Origin of the sequence: Salirhabdus euzebyi, from assembly GCF_014207435.1 — a bacterium.
Classification (GTDB): domain Bacteria; phylum Bacillota; class Bacilli; order Bacillales; family Alkalibacillaceae; genus Salirhabdus; species Salirhabdus euzebyi.
On the sequence record NZ_JACHGH010000006.1, the window covers coordinates 89,504 to 105,851 of the forward strand.

General features: G+C 34.8%; 17 protein-coding genes. 8 read left to right on the top strand and 9 right to left on the bottom strand.

Going from position 1 to position 16,348, the window contains the following annotated elements; genetic code table 11:
* Positions 1-8 precede the first annotated feature (8 nt).
* The 3 genes from HNQ94_RS11250 to HNQ94_RS11260 form a co-directional block, all read right to left on the bottom strand.
* Positions 9-1,223 (bottom strand): S1C family serine protease, encoded by a 1,215-nt coding sequence (locus tag HNQ94_RS11250; protein ID WP_246200013.1) that lies wholly within the window; start codon positions 1,221-1,223, stop codon positions 9-11.
* A gap of 401 nt (positions 1,224-1,624) precedes the next feature.
* Positions 1,625-3,040, bottom strand: coding sequence for a sensor histidine kinase (locus HNQ94_RS11255; RefSeq protein WP_174496615.1), 1,416 nt, complete (start codon positions 3,038-3,040; stop codon positions 1,625-1,627).
* Complete coding sequence (locus HNQ94_RS11260; protein ID WP_174496614.1) at positions 3,030-3,737, bottom strand: response regulator transcription factor; 708 nt, start codon at positions 3,735-3,737, stop codon at positions 3,030-3,032. Before HNQ94_RS11260 ends, HNQ94_RS11255 begins: the two co-directional genes overlap by 11 nt.
* Before the next feature lie 456 nt (positions 3,738-4,193).
* On the opposite strand from HNQ94_RS11260, the gene HNQ94_RS11265 reads away from it, so the two are divergent.
* Positions 4,194-5,756 (top strand): histidine kinase N-terminal 7TM domain-containing diguanylate cyclase, encoded by a 1,563-nt coding sequence (locus tag HNQ94_RS11265; RefSeq protein ID WP_174496613.1) that lies wholly within the window; start codon positions 4,194-4,196, stop codon positions 5,754-5,756.
* A gap of 291 nt (positions 5,757-6,047) precedes the next feature.
* On the opposite strand, the gene HNQ94_RS11270 is transcribed toward HNQ94_RS11265, so the two are convergent.
* The 6 genes from HNQ94_RS11270 to HNQ94_RS11295 all read right to left on the bottom strand — a co-directional run bounded on the left by HNQ94_RS11270 (position 6,048) and on the right by HNQ94_RS11295 (position 10,604).
* Positions 6,048-6,518 carry a hypothetical protein gene (locus HNQ94_RS11270; protein ID WP_174496612.1) on the bottom strand — a complete coding sequence of 157 codons (471 nt, stop codon included), beginning with the start codon at positions 6,516-6,518 and terminating at the stop codon, positions 6,048-6,050.
* Between the two features lie 366 nt (positions 6,519-6,884).
* A complete protein-coding gene (locus tag HNQ94_RS11275) occupies positions 6,885-7,244 on the bottom strand; it encodes a hypothetical protein (RefSeq protein WP_174496611.1) in 360 nt (119 codons plus the stop codon).
* Between the two features lie 177 nt (positions 7,245-7,421).
* Complete coding sequence (locus HNQ94_RS11280; RefSeq protein WP_174496610.1) at positions 7,422-7,637, bottom strand: hypothetical protein; 216 nt, start codon at positions 7,635-7,637, stop codon at positions 7,422-7,424.
* Positions 7,638-7,744: 107 nt separating this feature from the next.
* On the bottom strand, positions 7,745-8,029 hold the full coding sequence (locus HNQ94_RS11285) for a hypothetical protein (RefSeq protein WP_174496609.1): 285 nt from the start codon (positions 8,027-8,029) through the stop codon (positions 7,745-7,747).
* 191 nt (positions 8,030-8,220) lie between these two features.
* On the bottom strand, positions 8,221-9,231 hold the full coding sequence (locus HNQ94_RS11290) for a phosphotransferase (RefSeq protein WP_174496608.1): 1,011 nt from the start codon (positions 9,229-9,231) through the stop codon (positions 8,221-8,223).
* Between the two features lie 110 nt (positions 9,232-9,341).
* A complete protein-coding gene (locus HNQ94_RS11295; protein WP_174496607.1) occupies positions 9,342-10,604 on the bottom strand; it encodes a neutral/alkaline non-lysosomal ceramidase N-terminal domain-containing protein in 1,263 nt (420 codons plus the stop codon).
* 552 nt (positions 10,605-11,156) lie between these two features.
* Here HNQ94_RS11295 and HNQ94_RS11300 point away from each other — a divergent pair.
* The 7 genes from HNQ94_RS11300 (at position 11,157) to HNQ94_RS11330 (ending at position 16,333) form a co-directional block, all read left to right on the top strand.
* Positions 11,157-11,891 carry an SDR family NAD(P)-dependent oxidoreductase gene (locus HNQ94_RS11300; RefSeq protein WP_174496606.1) on the top strand — a complete coding sequence of 245 codons (735 nt, stop codon included), beginning with the start codon at positions 11,157-11,159 and terminating at the stop codon, positions 11,889-11,891.
* Entirely contained in the window at positions 11,888-12,916 is a 1,029-nt protein-coding gene (locus HNQ94_RS11305; RefSeq protein ID WP_246200012.1) for an S-adenosylmethionine:tRNA ribosyltransferase-isomerase, read from the top strand. Before HNQ94_RS11300 ends, HNQ94_RS11305 begins: the two co-directional genes overlap by 4 nt.
* A 1-nt stretch (position 12,917) precedes the next feature.
* Positions 12,918-13,271, top strand: a complete 354-nt coding sequence (locus HNQ94_RS11310) for a VOC family protein (protein WP_174496605.1) — start codon at positions 12,918-12,920, stop codon at positions 13,269-13,271.
* 71 nt (positions 13,272-13,342) lie between these two features.
* On the top strand, positions 13,343-13,864 hold the full coding sequence (locus tag HNQ94_RS11315; protein WP_174496604.1) for an acyl-CoA thioesterase: 522 nt from the start codon (positions 13,343-13,345) through the stop codon (positions 13,862-13,864).
* A gap of 152 nt (positions 13,865-14,016) precedes the next feature.
* The gene (nagZ, locus tag HNQ94_RS11320; RefSeq protein ID WP_174496603.1) at positions 14,017-15,276 is read left to right on the top strand and encodes a beta-N-acetylhexosaminidase; all 1,260 of its coding nucleotides are present in this window, start codon (positions 14,017-14,019) and stop codon (positions 15,274-15,276) included.
* 118 nt (positions 15,277-15,394) lie between these two features.
* On the top strand, positions 15,395-15,847 hold the full coding sequence (locus HNQ94_RS11325) for a GNAT family N-acetyltransferase (RefSeq protein WP_174496602.1): 453 nt from the start codon (positions 15,395-15,397) through the stop codon (positions 15,845-15,847).
* A gap of 15 nt (positions 15,848-15,862) precedes the next feature.
* The gene (locus HNQ94_RS11330; RefSeq protein WP_221452545.1) at positions 15,863-16,333 is read left to right on the top strand and encodes a DUF6884 domain-containing protein; all 471 of its coding nucleotides are present in this window, start codon (positions 15,863-15,865) and stop codon (positions 16,331-16,333) included.
* Positions 16,334-16,348: the final 15 nt, after the last annotated feature.

Genomic DNA, 16,348 nt, shown 5'->3' on the forward strand with positions numbered 1-16,348 from the left:
TCCTCCCATTAATCTGTTAATTTAATGTTGATTTCTAATATTTCTCCATTACGATTAATTTTCAATGTTACTTCATCACCAACATCAACTTTTGTATATAAATATTTTCGTAAATCACTAGCATCTTTAACTTCTGTTTCATCAATAGCTATGATTACATCTTCAACCTCTAGTCCGCTATTTACAGCCGGAGAGGAAGTATCAATTTTTGCAACCATTGTTCCAGTTTCTAAGCTTTCATCAATGTTGTTTCGGTAGTAAGATGGGATGTCATGTACATCGATTAAACTTACCCCTATATAAGGGCGTTTCACTTCACCATCTTCAATTAATTCATTAATGATAGGAACCACATCATTACTCGGAATAGCAAAACCTAATCCTTCTACCCCGTTTTGGGAAATTTTCAAGCTGTTAATTCCAATCACTTGTCCTTGTGTATTAATCAAAGCACCACCGCTGTTACCGGGATTAATGGCAGCGTCAGTTTGGATAACATCAAGATCCCAAGCCCCAGCTGACGTGGAAACATTAATGGTTCGCTCGGTTCCACTAATAATGCCTTGTGTAACAGTACGTGAGAAGTCTAGGCCTAATGGATTTCCAATTGCTAAAACCTGTTCACCTGGGCGCAGTTTGGAAGAATCACCAAACTCCATTACAGTTGTAACATGATCGGCACGAACCTTTAGTACAGCTAAATCTGTTAAAGGATCTGTTCCAACAATTTGTGCTTCGACTTTTTCTCCGTTATGAAAAGATATTTCAACCTCGTTCGCATTCTCGATGACGTGATTGTTCGTTACAATGTATGCGGTATTTCCAGTTTTTTTGAAAACCACTCCTGAACCTGTCCCGCTTTCTTTAGACTGTGAGTTACCATTACGGGAGAAAAAAGGGTTGGTTTCCTGAATGTTCACAACACCAACTATCGCTTGGGAGGCTTCTTCAACTGTCTTTGTAATCGGAGTCGATACAGAAGAAGTTTCTTGAACATCAGCTAAATTACTTGTTTCCGTTGATACAAGAGATGATTGAATTTGGGTTGTATGATCCTCTTGATTAAAGGTAGGAGAAAAATCATTTACGGCTAGAGCAAAGGTTAGGGTAAGAGCAGCCCCTACCATACCTGCTAATATATTGGAAAACCAGTTTTTATTCTTTTTGCTTTTTTGATGAGGTTTTTCTGTTGTTTGTTGTTCATGAATTTGATTGTCATCCATCATAAATCCTCCTTTTTGTACAATCAGCAAAAAGTAAAGAATTTTTGCTTACTCGTATCATATCCAGTAAATATGACCAAATTATGAACAAACTTTGAATAGGATAAGAAAAAATGAAGAAAATTCTAAGGGATAGTATGGGGAGTGATATTTATCCATGAAACGTGGCTACTTTTCTAGTGTAGAAAAATAAAAGCGAGTAATTTTTACTCGCTTTATTGCTGCTTAAGAAATGATAAAATTTTAGACTTGTGGATAAGTTAGTTGCACGGGGGAGCCAAGTCTAGCTCCAGCACCTATCCCCTCGGTACATAAGTCAATCCCTTTTATGGCAAAAACCGCTACGGCAGGTCTTGTCTTATGCCTGCCTTAGGCTGAGCAAGGCGCTTGCGCTTTTGTTCTTACATATTCTTTTTAGGAAGATGAATAGTGAATTTTGTCCCTTTGTTTTTAGTACTATTAATTTTAATATCCCCATTGTGAAGGTGTACAAGCTGTTTTACTATGGATAATCCTAATCCTGATTCACCGTACGGATTATTTTTTCTTGATAAATCAGCTTTATAGAAACGTAACCATATGGATTCGATATCCTTTGGGTCAATGCCAATTCCATTATCCTCAAGTTCTATTATCGTTTCCGTAGATGAAGCACGTCCCCTCATCCAAATCGTACCATTCTCCGTAAACTGAATGCTGTTTTTTACAATATTAATTAATATTTGGATAATCCGATCGTAATCAGCATACACGGTTAAGTTATCTTCTACATCCATAAGAATAGTATTGTCTTTCTCTTGTGCATGAAGGTCTAAATGTTCTTTTATGATTTCAAATACTTCTTTTAGTTTTAACTCGACTTTTGTTAACTTTATTTGGTTGGAGCGTATTTTTTCATAATCTAAATTCTCGTTCACTAATCTAATTAAACGATTTGTTTCTTTGCTGATTAAGTCCATTCCTTTTTCTTTGTCTTGCTCTGAAATCATGTCATTTCGTAATCCTTCAATCAGGCCATTTATCGTTGTTAATGGGGTCCGAAGTTCATGGGAAACATCTGCAATAAACTGCCTTCTTCTTTTTTCCAAACGTTTAATTTCCTCCATGGAAAGGTTTAGTTGTTTGGCCATTTGATTAAAATCGTTTGCAAGTTCACCGATTTCATCAAAATTAGAGGAAGGCACATGAACTTTGTAATTTCCATTGGCGATTGCTGATGTTGCATCCTGAATACGTTTTATACGATTCACGTGCAATTTAGACATTAGCCAGCTAAGAATAATGGCAATGGAAAGTGCTATTGCAACAGTAAAGAGCAAATACTCATTTAGCTCCGTAATCATTTCCCTAGAACCACTAATTGGTGCTGTTAGTAATATCCCACCTAAAAACTGACCGTTTTGAATATAAGGAGCTGCAACTAAAGATACTGCTTGGTCAAATCTTTCCAGATCACGCTTTAATGTGATTGCTCTTCCTTCCGTTATGGTTGTCCATTCCTGCTCGGATAATTTTGTAATCGGAAAATCGGTAATTTGAGGATAGATAACTTTGCCTTGTTCATCAAATAACGTAATAAATATATCCCTTGTACGTAATATCTCACTGTATTGTGTCATGGGAATTTGCTCGCGTTCAAGTGGATGTGAATCAAGGTCATTTAATATTTTCTCTCCGTACGAAATGAGTTCATCCACTTTGTTTTGGTAGACCAATTCCTCTACGTAGTGAGAAAAAAGTAGGCTTAAAATAAGAAAAGCAAAGATAAGCACACTGATTTGGCTTCCAATTAGCTGAAAAATATATTTAATTCTCATTCGATTCCACCGACTCATCGAACTTATAGCCTACTCCCCACACGGTATGGAAAAAGGGTTGTGTTTCATTACCGATTTTATTACGCAGTCTTTTGATGTGAACATCTACTGTGCGTTCATCCCCATAAAAATCGAATCCCCAAACCCGTTCTAGTAAATGCTCTCTTGAAAAGACTTGTTTTGGATGTTGAACGAAATAATAGAGTAAATCGAATTCTTTAGGCGTTAGAGTGGTAACTGGCTTTTCGTTAAAAAAGACTTCTCTCGTCGACTTACTTATTTTAAAATGCTTCGTTTCAATGTAAGAATGATGGTCACTTTTTTTAGGTTGAGTAAGGTTGTAACGACGTGTTACTGCTTTAATTCTAGCCATTAAAGCAAGTGGGCTAAATGGCTTAGTAACATAATCATCTGCCCCCATTTCCAACCCAATGACTTGATCAGATTCGCTATCTTTAGCTGTAAGCATAATGATTGGTACTCTATTATTTTCCTCACGAATTTTACGACATAGAGTGACCCCGTCCATGCTCGGTAGCATCCAGTCAATGATTAGCAAATCCCACTCTTCTTCCTTAAATCGCTTATAACCCTCAGCGCCATCCGGAATGTACGTACCTTCTATACCCTCTTTTTGAAAAAACATCTCTAGCATCGTACTTACACTTTCGTTGTCTTCTATTACTAATATTTTCATTACTAAAGCCTCCATAGACTTTATTTTAAAAAACGCTTAACAAAAAAGTAAAGGTAAAGTAATATATTTTCAACTACTTATACTTATCTTTTGGCTTTTTTCTATAAATATTGTAGCTTTATCTAAAGTGAGCAGTGGAGTTGTTCCTTTAAATAATGTTGATTTATATAGGCAAAAACTACTTCTAATATAATGACGAATATATAACTTTAATGAGTATGGGAATCTATTTGAAATTATATTCGTAATAGTTAAAAAGTTTGCTATAATATACGAAAGATAGCTTTTGTCTTCCTAAACAATAGAAATGTATTAGAAGTAATGGTACTACTACTATTTCCTACAGGTCCTCCTTCAAGACTATTCTTCGGCAATTTTTCTATAAAACTTCCTTGTATTTCTACTAAAGGCCTAGGAAATAAATATAAAAATGGTTATTAGAGTGGGGTTTATAGAATGGGATCCGCTGGATTTTTAGTTTTACTATGGGTAGCATTTATTTTATCAGCAGCTTTTGGCGCATTCGCTTTTAAATATAGAAAGGTACAAGGTGCAAGGTATTTTATAGCCTTAATGTGGCTTACCTCTTTGTTGGCGCTAGCTAATTATTTTGAGCTTTACTTCCAATCATTTGAAGTGAAGTTGTTTTGGCGAAATGTTCAACAAATTCCCTTTTTTCTTATGCCTGTATTTTATTATGGGCTCGTTCGTGAATTCATACATTCCAATCAATCGAAGTCTTTCCATTTAATAAAGTATATGGGCATTATATCGATTGCTTATATTACGTTAATTTTTACAGATTCCTACCATCATCTTATTCGGTCAAATATATCGTTAGATTCCTTTTATAGCTGGGAACAAATCACAGTAGAATCTACTATTTTTAGTCAAGTATTTATTATTTGTGCATTTTTATTGCTCCTATATGCATTCTTTGTGTTAACAATTAATTATAGAAAAACACCTGCAACGAATAAAATGCAACATCTAATGCTCATTTTAGGATCCGGCTTTCCTATTATACTTGGGGTTGCAAAACTTTTCCTTGCAGATTTTCTTGCTTATCCTTTTGTTGTCACCATCCTGCCTGCTGGTATTTTTGTGTTTTTAAGCTTATTCCGTTATAAGATTTTTGATTTATGGCCATTTGCTAATCATTTAATTTATCAGCACATGCGTGACGGGATACTAGTGTTGGATAATAGAGGCACCATTGTGCAATTAAATGAAAAAGGTAAACTACTATTATCTAAAATTTATCCTAAAGCAATAAACATGAGGATTGGAGAAAACATTAACCATTACATACCTAAAGGTGATGAAATACTAAAAGGGTATAATAGAAAAACAGAATATAAATTAGAAGAAGGGGAGCATGTTGAATTAGAACAACTTCATATTAAAGATGAAAAAAATTCTTTCATCGGTGTACTGTGGATGCTGAAGGATATTACAGCACAAAGACTGTATGAAGATGACCTTTTTAAACGTGCAACCACGGATATGTTGACATCCCTCTTTAACCGTCAATACTTTATGGACAAGCTTCAAATAAAAATCGCCCAAAAGAAAGAGCAAGATTTTTTAGCATTTTATTTAATAGATATTGATGATTTCAAAAAAGTAAATGATCAGTATGGACATTTAACAGGTGATAAAGTTTTGGCAACATTTGCTGAATTGCTTAAAAGATTCGTGGAAGATGGAGGAATAGCAGGAAGAATAGGTGGAGAGGAATTCGCACTTGCTAAAAAGGTTGAAAGCAGAAGAGAGGCAATTGAATTTGCTCAGAGAATGCTTAATGAGACACGTTCTTATTCCTTTGAAAATGTAAACAAAGAAACCATACAATGTACGATAAGTATCGGGATTGCTTTCGTCTACCAAAAGGGCCACAAAATACAAGAGTTGTATAAAATTGCGGATGATGCACTCTATCATTCAAAAACAAATGGTAGGGACCGCTTTACTGTTGCTGATGAACAAATGGCTTTTCAATTCGAACCTTTATCTTAAGCAATAAGGCTAGCAAATACTAGTAAGGATTCCGTTACCTATCGTAAAACTCTATTTTGCGTACCAAAATGAAAGTAAAAATGTTTATTAAGTTGCGCTGTATTTTGCAGCGCTTTTTGTTTTTTGTTTGTGAATAATATTAATTCAGTTCAATTGGAATATAACTATTATTTTTATTTGTTTCCTTTTTAAACTAATGCACACGTTAACACAATTAGAAAATGGTCTTGTTCCACTATCTTCCCGAAGGACAATTAGAATTTAATATTTTTTGGTATTATTTTTATATATTCACTTCCTCACATCTTCAAAAGAACTAATTATGTCTCGAGCAATTATTTCTTCACCACTATAAAGTTCAACTATGACAGATTCTCTTTCTTCTATATTTTCTTTTATTTCATGAACTGAAAATTCTTGTCTTATTTCCTGCGTTTTCCAAACAGAAAATGATTTTGATTTCCCATTTTCTCTATCTATTTTTGTTGAGGTAAATAGTCTATCGGTAACATCAATTTCATTTGTTTTAATTAAGTTCTTGATGTAAGGATTTTGAACTAAAAATCTAACAGAAAAATGTTGATCTGTTTCCATATTGATATCACTAATATAAACAGAAAAACGCAATACTTCAGTGTCGGAGTTTTCGACATCTTGAAGTTCAATAGCTGAACTTTCAATAATTGGATTACTCTCATTACCACATGCCGACAAGTTACCTAACATCAGACTGAAAAAGAACAATACAATACTTTTTTTCAATTTTTAATCCCCCTTATTGGCGACCATTAAGAGAAACCTTTCTGACCCAACAAAAATACGAATAAACACTTCCTCGTCTTAACTTAATAAGTTAATTTTAACATATTATTCCAAATATAATTTTGCAAAAATAAAAACCTCATTTATAATGGTTATCTTCTTTAGTTGAAATCAAAATTTCATCTATTTATTAAGATCATCTAATAATTGAATTATCTCTTTATTCTGTCTAACTTGAGTTTCACTATTTGATTTGATTTCGTAAATCCATAGTAATACCAAAACTACTGCAGTAGGCAAACCAATATATACAAACAAAAACTAAATAAATGCTAACCCCCCCATAACAACCCTCCTTCTATTTTCTCAATCTTCTTGCATACTCCTGCTTAGCTTTCCATTAAAAGTTGATGTTCCAACCACTCCCTCATTTACTATGCTTTTACTTAAGGGTACACAACCTCTCCTTGTTGTCTTTGTCTGAAAAATGTTTTTGCTAACATATCCTTTGCAAAAGTCTATCTCATTGTTATTAAGACTCTTTGCAACAAAAAATGTTAAACCTTCACTCCCATACCAATCTGTTTGCAATACTTGAACATTTTTCATCCATTTATATCTATCTTTTATTGAACCTTCAACATTTGGATTAAGATAATTGTTAAGGATTATGAGGCTAATTATTATTGTGATTAAGGATAATGAAAGAATAAAAATCTTTTTCATTTATTATAGACTCCCTCTAAAGAATGAAAGTTTGTTATTAAACTCTTCTGCTCGTAAGCACAAGATCCTTATGCACAAAATTTTAACATAATATCCCAATTGCGCTTTAGAAAAATAAAAGACCATCATTAGATTATCGCTTGTTACACTCTAGTACCCGTTAATGGAATAAGTGAATTAGTCTTCTTTCTTTTTTAGATATACCGTTAATAAGGCAAATGTAATAACCTCAATAACAATAATCCCCCATAAAATAGGTTGAATATGTTTTAACGGAGTTCCTCCTACACCACCATTTGCAAACTTATATAACCAGACGTATTCTCCCCACATAATAATTCCAATAATTTGAGTAGATAAAGCTAAAATAACCAATGATAAAAACCTAAGCATTATATTACCCCCTTTTTTAAAAACTTCTTGTTGAACCATACTGTTCTTTAACACAACAAGGAGTTGCCACACTAACAACTCCTTATTGAATATTTCCCATCGTTAGCTTAACATTCGTTACCACCAAGAACATCAGATATAGAACCAGATTTTTTGTTAATATAAACAACTTTAATCTCACAGTCGTTCCCCAAAAGTTTCATATGAATAACCCAATTCCCAGCATTACTTTCTGATTGACTGATATACCACTCATCACCATCAGACTCGTTTTCTTGGACATAATTTTCAGCAATTTTGTTAGCTTGTTCTACATCAATTCTATTACCACAACCAGTCAATAATAAAGCAAGTAGTAACGCACATAATACGACATTACGTTTCGATTCCACATCCCCACCACCTAACCTAATTTCCCTTTTTCAACTCTTCTGCTCGTTAATTGAAGAACTATTTTTTATAATATAATTTTATCATAAAATTCAGTCTATTCCCTTTATTTTCCAAAAAAAAGAGGAACACCACCTTAAATTTGGCGTTCCTCTTGTTTAACTCTAGCACCCTTTAGTTGAATAACAAATGATTAAACCTCATCATTAAGCCATTCAACTAATGTTGGAATTTTCTCTGCATAGTCTCTAATTTCTTTTATTGCTTCAATTGATTGAGTCGTACCCATCATCTGTTCTTCTTCATCTGAACACTCAATCCACAAGGAACGTCTTAAATTATATTCAAGCCAACCTAACTTACCTAAAAATCCATTTTCTAAGACGGTAGACCAATCTATCTGAACTTCTCCATATCTCTTTTTATAACCGTTTATAAAAGCAAAAAATTTTTCTTTATCTATTTTTCCTATCTCTTCTTCAGACCAGTATAGTGCAGTTTCTATTAAATCGTGCATTGGATTAATATAACCAGCAGATTCCCAGTCAATAAAAACGGGATTATCATTATTCCATAAAACATTTTTCGGGTCTAAGTCCCTATGACTAATAACTAAGTTTGTACAAAGCATTCTATTTGCATTGTTTGCTAATGAAGTCCACTCATAAAGTTGATCAACAGTTTCAAGCATCAGTTCAACCCATTCAGCGTTACTCTTTTGTCCCTTTTGAATGTAACTTTTCCAGTCTATGGTTTGTTCATTATCTCCCAATTCTTCTTTTATTTTAAGTTCAGAAAAATCTGTCCTATGTATTTCAGCGAGTAAAGAACCTATTTTTTCACTATGACTCGAATTAACTCTATTTGGTTTAAGAGTTTTTCCCTCTATCCAGTCGAAAATCATAAAAAAATGGTTGTCTATCTTTAGTAAGAAGTCACCATTGAGTAATATTTTTGCTGGAGCAGTAGGTACTTTCATTGATACCAAATTAGCAATTCTCTCTGAATTAACATAATTATTCATGGCATCTGGTCTTTTCATAATTTGAGGATTTAATATTTTAATCGCATATTTTCCTTTGTCTGTTTCAATAGCATACATCTTATGCAGAAGACCGCCTGAAATTGACAATGGAAATCCTATTATCTCTCCCAGATTTGATTCTTTACACAACTTTTTAAACACTTGAACCAACCATTCCACTACTCCACCTTAAAATTTATTTCATCAACTACCCTGCCCTTTAACAAAATAAGAGCTACCACATTAGACAGCCCCATATTCAGCTATTACCACTGTTTGCTTAATAAGGTTCAGTTTCTATGTAGTTCCAAGACTTTGTTAACTATCGATTCAGCTGTATTTTCGACTGGAGGCATCCACAAACCTGTAATGGGTCCATAAACTACTGGATTAAGTTCGACTTCATAACCGCCATATGGGTATGCTTCCTTTGTAGGTAAATAGCCGAGATAGCCATTGGTATAGCCACCAAAAAATGCAAGTTTATTGTTAAGTTTTTCTTGGACATCGAGAGCTGATTCTGAAAAGGGTTCCATAGGTATTCCTGAAAAAGAACCTTCATTGATTTGAAATAGTTGAATTTCCAAGACAATCGATATTTTTTTTGTATGTTGGTTGTACTTATTTAACATAACCGTAAGCCATTTATTTGTATTGACTCCCCACTGTTCTTCAGCTGATAATGCCATTCTTTTTATATTATCTGTTTCAGGTATGTCTTTTAAATCCATCTTATACTTTGTAGAAATTGTTTTGTGCTTGGAAATTGACCTGAATACAATTGAAGGCATCATGGTGAGAGCATAGCCACTTAATGCATACGACATTTGCTGTATTGCTCTCATTGAACCACGGTATTTTGCATTAACATTTCCAGTTGCGCCTTGTACAATTATAACTGGACAATGTAGTACCTGTTCAAGAATAGCCCTTGTTAACCCTGGATAATCACCTGATAAGATGTCACTGTCTGACTTTAAGACATTAGGATGGGCAGTACAAAATACTATTGCTCCCGATAACTTTTGTGTAGCTTGATTTCTAATTGCTAAAACACCTATTCGCTGGTCAACAATACCATTTTCATTTGTTCCCATCTTAACTTTACCATCAGTAGTTTCTTCTCTACGATTAACTCCAATATCCCCCATTGTAACATTCCATCCAACCTCAGAAATTTGTACATGTTGATTCGCTTTAACCGCAGCTTTTACAACATTTTTTATTAGTAGAGTTTTATAAGCCTTGACGACTTCACTATTACTAACCGTTGCAGGTCCTGAATGGGTATGTGTGTAAACAACAGTAATTCCTTCAAATGGGATGCTTAATTCATTTGCAATTTGTTCACGAATTATTGATGTGTCTTCTATTAGCATTCCTATATTATCAATACTAATAAATACAGTCTTAGCTGTATTGCTTTCAAACACAAACGCTGTTGCATAAATTCGTTCATCAACATTTGTAATACCTGTTGGTCTATGGTATCCAATAAATTCAATACCTAATGGTGGTGTAATATCCACCTTGTAAACTCCTACTTTACTCATTAAAATCTCTCCATATATCTTATTGTTTGTTAAACTAAACTGCTTCGTTAGTTTATGAACAATTCTTCACAAACTTTATATTTACTTTACCATAAAAGCTATATTCATTTTCGGAAACAAGCGAAAAAGATATCCTTGCAAAATTACAAGATATTGCTACACACTCAATTAACACACAAAAGTAGGCTAAATGTAACCATACACTGGACGTATACCCTAACTTTCGGTTGCAATTAATCTTACATAGTAAAAAGCAATTATAAGTGAAGATGGATGTATATCAATAAAAAAATAACTACAAATTGAAGTGTAATTTAGTAGTCAATTTCCGTTGCATTTTTAATGTTTGTAATAGGTAACGGTACCTGTTAAAGTACTAGTCTTATTTTTTTAGCTTACTTAAAGCATATGCGAATATGCCATCCCTACTCCAAAAGTCGTAGGGAACTACCCTTCCAATTTCGTATATGTATTTCACCTCTTTTTCTGATGTTTCCTTTCTTGTGTTTCACTAAAATGGAGTTAATAAGCGAAAAGGAAAGGAAGATAAATATGATAAATGTTAACGATAAAGTGGTAGTTATTACGGGTGCTTCAAAGGGATTAGGTAAAGCTCTAACTATAGCATTTGCAAAACAAGGTGCGCGTCTAGCAATTTGTGCCAGAGGAGAAGAACGGTTGGTAGAATTGGAAGAGCAAGTAAAACAAATTGGAGCGGAAGTGTTGGCGATAAAGGCGGATGTGTCAAATAGTTTAGATGTGGAGCGATTTGTTTCTTTAGTGGAAAACCATTTCGGGCAAATTGATGTGTTAATTAACAATGCATCCATCTTTGGACCAGGCCCAAAATTGTTAGTAGATTATATGCAACAAGATTTTGAGGAAGTGATGCGTGTAAATGTTAATAACCCATTTCTTATGACAAAGCGTGTATTACCCGGAATGCTGACACGAGAAGCTGGCTCTATTATTAATGTAACTTCTGAGGCGGGTAAAACGGGTTTTGGCGAATGGGGGGCATATGGTATTTCTAAGTTTGCTGTTGAAGGTATGACGCAAACATGGGCCGATGAATTAGAAGAATCGGGCGTCCGTATAAATATGGTGGACCCGGGTGAGATGGATACAGACATGCATGATATCGCTGTTCCTGACTGTGACTATGAATTAGCTAATCCTACTGATGTGGTAGATGTCTTTTTATATTTAGCATCGGATGATTCTGTTGAAAATGGTGAAAGGTTTCAAGCGGAAGTTTTTGCAAATGAAAAGAGGCTATCCTTATGATGACCTCTACTAGATTTGACATTCCAACCCATTTAAATGCAACAGAACCAATTGAGTGGACGAAAGGGAAAAGGGATCAAGTCCGGCTTATGGTAATGAAGAGAGACAATGGTGAAAGGTATCATGACCAATTCTCTAATATAGCTTCCTATTTTAAAAAAGGTGATTTACTCGTCTTCAATAATAGCCGTACGATTCCGCCTGTTCTGGAAGGGAAAAGTCCTATAGGGGAAGTGGAGATTCGCCTTTCAAGAAAGCTGTCTAATCATGAATGGGAAGTTCTCATAGTGAATCCAGATTATCATATAGGGTTAAGCATACATTTCCCAGGTAATTTAAAGGGAACGATTGTTGACTATAGTAAAAACAGACCGCTTGTCATTATGTCCTTCAATCAATCAGGGTCAAATCTTTTTAATGCAATATATCAAATTGGCAAGCCGATTCGCTATGAATATATTAAAAAACCTTTGCCATTAGAGGCATACCAAACAGTTTATGGAACTGTTCCTGGTTCTGTTGAGCTTGCCTCAGCGGGTAGAGCCTTTTCGTGGGAGCTATTAACAGAACTAAAGAGGAAGGGTATTCAAATAGCATTTTTAAGTTTGCATGCAGGATTAAGTTATTATGAAAAGGATCGTTGGCCAAGTCCTGAAGAGCATCCAGAACCATTTAACATCCCGAAGGAAACAGCAGATTTAATTAATGAGACGAAGAAGCAAGGAGGCAGGGTTATAGCTGTAGGCACAACAGTAGTAAGAGCTTTGGAATCTGCGGTCAATAAATTTCAAACGGTTGAATCAATGGATACCGTTACAAATTTATACATTTACAAAGGCTTTTCACTGAAGGTTGTTGATGGCCTATTAACAGGACTCCATGAACCAGAAGCAAGTCATTTGGATATGCTCGCAGCTTTTATAAAGGAAGATTTTCTGTTTGCGGCTTACGAGGAGGCCATTCATTATAACTATTTGTGGCATGAGTTTGGCGATATGAATCTTATTCTTCCTGGGGGTCAGTAAGATGAAGCTTCACCATATAGGTATTCAAATTTCTGATTTAAAGGTGACTGAATCTTTTTATCATCGTTATTTTGGATTTAAAGTGATCGATTATCTTGAGCTTCCTGGAGAGAAAATAGCCTTTTTGCAAAGAGGAAATACTTGTATTGAACTTGTGGAAACGGACAGTGCTTTTTATGCAAATGATAAAATGCACCTATGTTTGGAGGTCGATGATTTGAATCAATGGATCGATCTTTTAGCACAAAAGGGTTTAAATCCGATAGAAGGACCGCTAATGCTCCAAAACGGTTGGAAAACAGTTTTTTATCGTGGGGTGGACAGAGAAGTTATTGAGCTTTTAGAAAGAAAGTAAGCAATCCCTTATATATCTAGAACGGCTATGGGTTAAAATAAAGCTATACGTTAGATGAAGGAAGGGATAGCATGAAAGCAAAACCTTGTATCGAATCTTTAACGATTAAAACTTCACATGTGCTGCCACCAGATACGAATTCTCATGGAACTTTATTTGGTGGGAAGTTAATGGCATATATTGATGATGTTGCAGCTATAGCAGCGGCTAGACATGCAAGAATGCCTGTCGTAACAGCCTCGACGGATTCCGTAGATTTTTTAAACCCTGTTTATGAAGGAGATACCATATGCTTAGAAGCCTTTGTTACGTTTACGCATAAAACATCAATGGAAGTGTTCGTAAAAGCCATCACAGAAAACTTACTTTCCAGTAAACGAAAGGTTTGTGCTACAGCCTTTTTAACGATGGTAGCAGTGGATGAAGAGAAAAAGCCTGTTCCAGTTCCACAAGTTTTTCCAGAAACAGAAGAAGAAGAGTGGCTCCATTCTGGTGCAAAGAAGCGAGCAGAGTATCGTCGCCAAAGACGACATGATTCAAAAGAGATGGCAGAAAAATTTGGTACTGATTTACCATGGTCGAAAAGAAAATAATTTTTTAAAAAAGTGACTGTAAAGATATTCATTCTTTATAAGTCACTTTTCTTTTGGGGGAAATGCAACAAGTTTTTATCCCATATGTGTAGAAAGGGAAAAATGGAGAAAAATAGAGAGGAGAGATAAAAGTACATAAATGAGGTGACATTTTGAGTAGACGTATAACATCCATTGTATGGACCGCCATTGTTTTTGTAAGTTTTATCGGATTCCAAGGAATGTTAACGGAAGAAAAGAAGGGTGAAGAAGTTAAGGAATATACCTTGGAGGAGCAGGAATTAGACAATGACGTTATTCCGGTTTCGAAGTCAGATACTATAGCCGAGCAATTACAGTCTCTATCGCTTGAGCAGAAAATTGGTCAACTATTTATGGTTGGTATAGAGGGTCAAACAATTGATTCCGTCATGAAGCAATACATAAATGACTATTATGTAGGTGGATTTATATTATTTAAAGACAATATGGAAAGTGTAGAACAAACTGTTTCTTTTATTAATGACCTAAAAAAGGCAAATGAAGACCAGGTCCCTTTATTTTTTAGTGTAGATGAAGAAGGGGGCAAAGTGAGCAGAATTCCGGAGCAAGAGTTAGTAATTGCGCCTAGTGCACAAGAAGTAGGAGAAAAAAATGATCCAGAGTTATCCTTCCAAATAGGGCGAATGTTAGCAAAGGAAGTAAGCGCTTTAGGGTTTAACATGAACTATGCACCTGTAATGGATGTAAATAGTAACCCTGAAAATCCTATTATCGGGTCAAGAGCTTATGGTTCAACACCTAGTCAAGTAGTAAAAAACGGAATACCGGTCATGCAAGGTCATCAATATGAAAATGTAATTCCAGTTATAAAACATTTTCCGGGGCATGGTGATACGTCGGTAGATTCCCATAAACAATTACCAGTAGTGAATAAGTCTCTGAAACAGCTACAAAAGATAGAGTTAAAACCTTTTCGGCGAGCTATCCAAGAAAATGCAGATGCTATTATGGTTGCGCACCTTTCGATTCCAAAGCTAGATTCAAAAAATCCTTCATCACTATCTAAGAAAATTATGACTGATTTACTAAGGGAGAAATTGCACTTTAGGGGAGTGGTCATTACAGATGATTTAACGATGAAAGGAATTACAAATGACTATTCGGTTAGTGAAGCGGCGTTGCAATCATTTAAAGCAGGTAGTGATATTTTGTTAATAGCTCACGGAAAAGATAATATTGTAAGTTCCTACGAGCGAATCCAGCATGCTGTAAAAACAGGAGAAATTTCAGAAGAGAGACTTAATGAAAGTGTTTATCGGATCTTATCTTTGAAAAGTAAATATAAAGTAGAAAATAACCTTGTAAATCCAGTAGACATGAAAGAAATGAAGGAGGATATGGAGCGTATTCTGTCCAATTTTGACTCTTAATGTCAATAGGTGAATTAGATGCGATTTAATAAAGGATTTAAACAATCATCCAAAGAATATAGTGACAAAGCAAAGGCGATAAGTAAATAGAAAAAATGTGGAGAAGCGGGGGATAAGTGTGAATAATTATTTTATACAGGAGCTTGTGACAGAGGATGAAATAAAGCTAGCTTTTCCGGTAGTTAAGCAATTAAGAGGACATTTGGATATTTCCACATATGTATCCTTAGTAATGGAGGCCCAAATCAAAGAAGGATATAAGCTATATGCTTTGACTCTTAATGAAGATAAAATAGTTGCCGCGATTGGCTTTATGCCTATGATTACGTTATATAATGGTCGTTTTGTTTGGGTGTGTGATTTAGTAACAGATGATCAGGAGCGATCGAAAGGGTACGGTGAAACGCTGCTTTCTTATGTGGAAGAATGGGCAAAGGAAAATGGATTTGCGCTCGTGTCCTTATCTTCGGGGCTACAAAGAAAAGATTCTCACCGTTTCTATGAAGAAAAGGTGGGATATTCAAGGGTAAGCTATGTGTTCAATAAGCAAATTCAAAACCTGGGGAAGTAGAGGTGTCTTTTCAATTTGACCGATAATATACAAGAGTTATGTATTATACCTTCTGGAAAACCTAAAATTTGGGATAAATACCCTCATTTAAATCATATACTTGCAAAAGAAGCGTATATTGGTACCTTCCATCGATTATGCCAGGCTTATGCGAAACAATTTTACGGAAACTGGGTAATTATATCGCCAAAATACGGAATCCTTTTACCCAATCAATTCGTAGAAGGTTCTTATGATTTAAGTTTTTCGCAAATACATAAAAATAAAGATATTATTTCAATCCCATATATGAGAAAACAACTAAAAGACAACAACCTTTTTAATGTACCGAAAGTGACGATGTTAGGTGGTAAAAAATTTAAGCCTATACTAGAAATGCTCTTTCCGAATGATGTGAGTTTATCTTTTCCTCTTCATGGAACGAGAGGAATAGGTGATATGCAAAAAAGGCTCAAGGATGCGATGGAAGTGAATAAAAAACTCTAAATAATAGAAAGGGGA

Excerpts from the sequence above, each read along its gene's own strand:
- HNQ94_RS11295 (WP_174496607.1), bottom strand. The coding sequence starts at position 10,604 with ATGAGTAAAGTAGGAGTTTACAAGGTGGATATTACACCACCATTAGGT.
- HNQ94_RS11315 (WP_174496604.1), top strand. The coding sequence starts at position 13,343 with ATGAAAGCAAAACCTTGTATCGAATCTTTAACGATTAAAACTTCACAT.
- HNQ94_RS11280 (WP_174496610.1), bottom strand. The coding sequence starts at position 7,637 with ATGCTTAGGTTTTTATCATTGGTTATTTTAGCTTTATCTACTCAAATT.
- HNQ94_RS11275 (WP_174496611.1), bottom strand. The coding sequence starts at position 7,244 with ATGAAAAAGATTTTTATTCTTTCATTATCCTTAATCACAATAATAATT.
- HNQ94_RS11250 (WP_246200013.1), bottom strand. The coding sequence starts at position 1,223 with ATGGATGACAATCAAATTCATGAACAACAAACAACAGAAAAACCTCAT.
- HNQ94_RS11300 (WP_174496606.1), top strand. The coding sequence starts at position 11,157 with ATGATAAATGTTAACGATAAAGTGGTAGTTATTACGGGTGCTTCAAAG.
- HNQ94_RS11260 (WP_174496614.1), bottom strand. The coding sequence starts at position 3,737 with ATGAAAATATTAGTAATAGAAGACAACGAAAGTGTAAGTACGATGCTA.
- HNQ94_RS11305 (WP_246200012.1), top strand. The coding sequence starts at position 11,888 with ATGATGACCTCTACTAGATTTGACATTCCAACCCATTTAAATGCAACA.
- HNQ94_RS11310 (WP_174496605.1), top strand. The coding sequence starts at position 12,918 with ATGAAGCTTCACCATATAGGTATTCAAATTTCTGATTTAAAGGTGACT.
- HNQ94_RS11265 (WP_174496613.1), top strand. The coding sequence starts at position 4,194 with ATGGGATCCGCTGGATTTTTAGTTTTACTATGGGTAGCATTTATTTTA.
- HNQ94_RS11255 (WP_174496615.1), bottom strand. The coding sequence starts at position 3,040 with ATGAGAATTAAATATATTTTTCAGCTAATTGGAAGCCAAATCAGTGTG.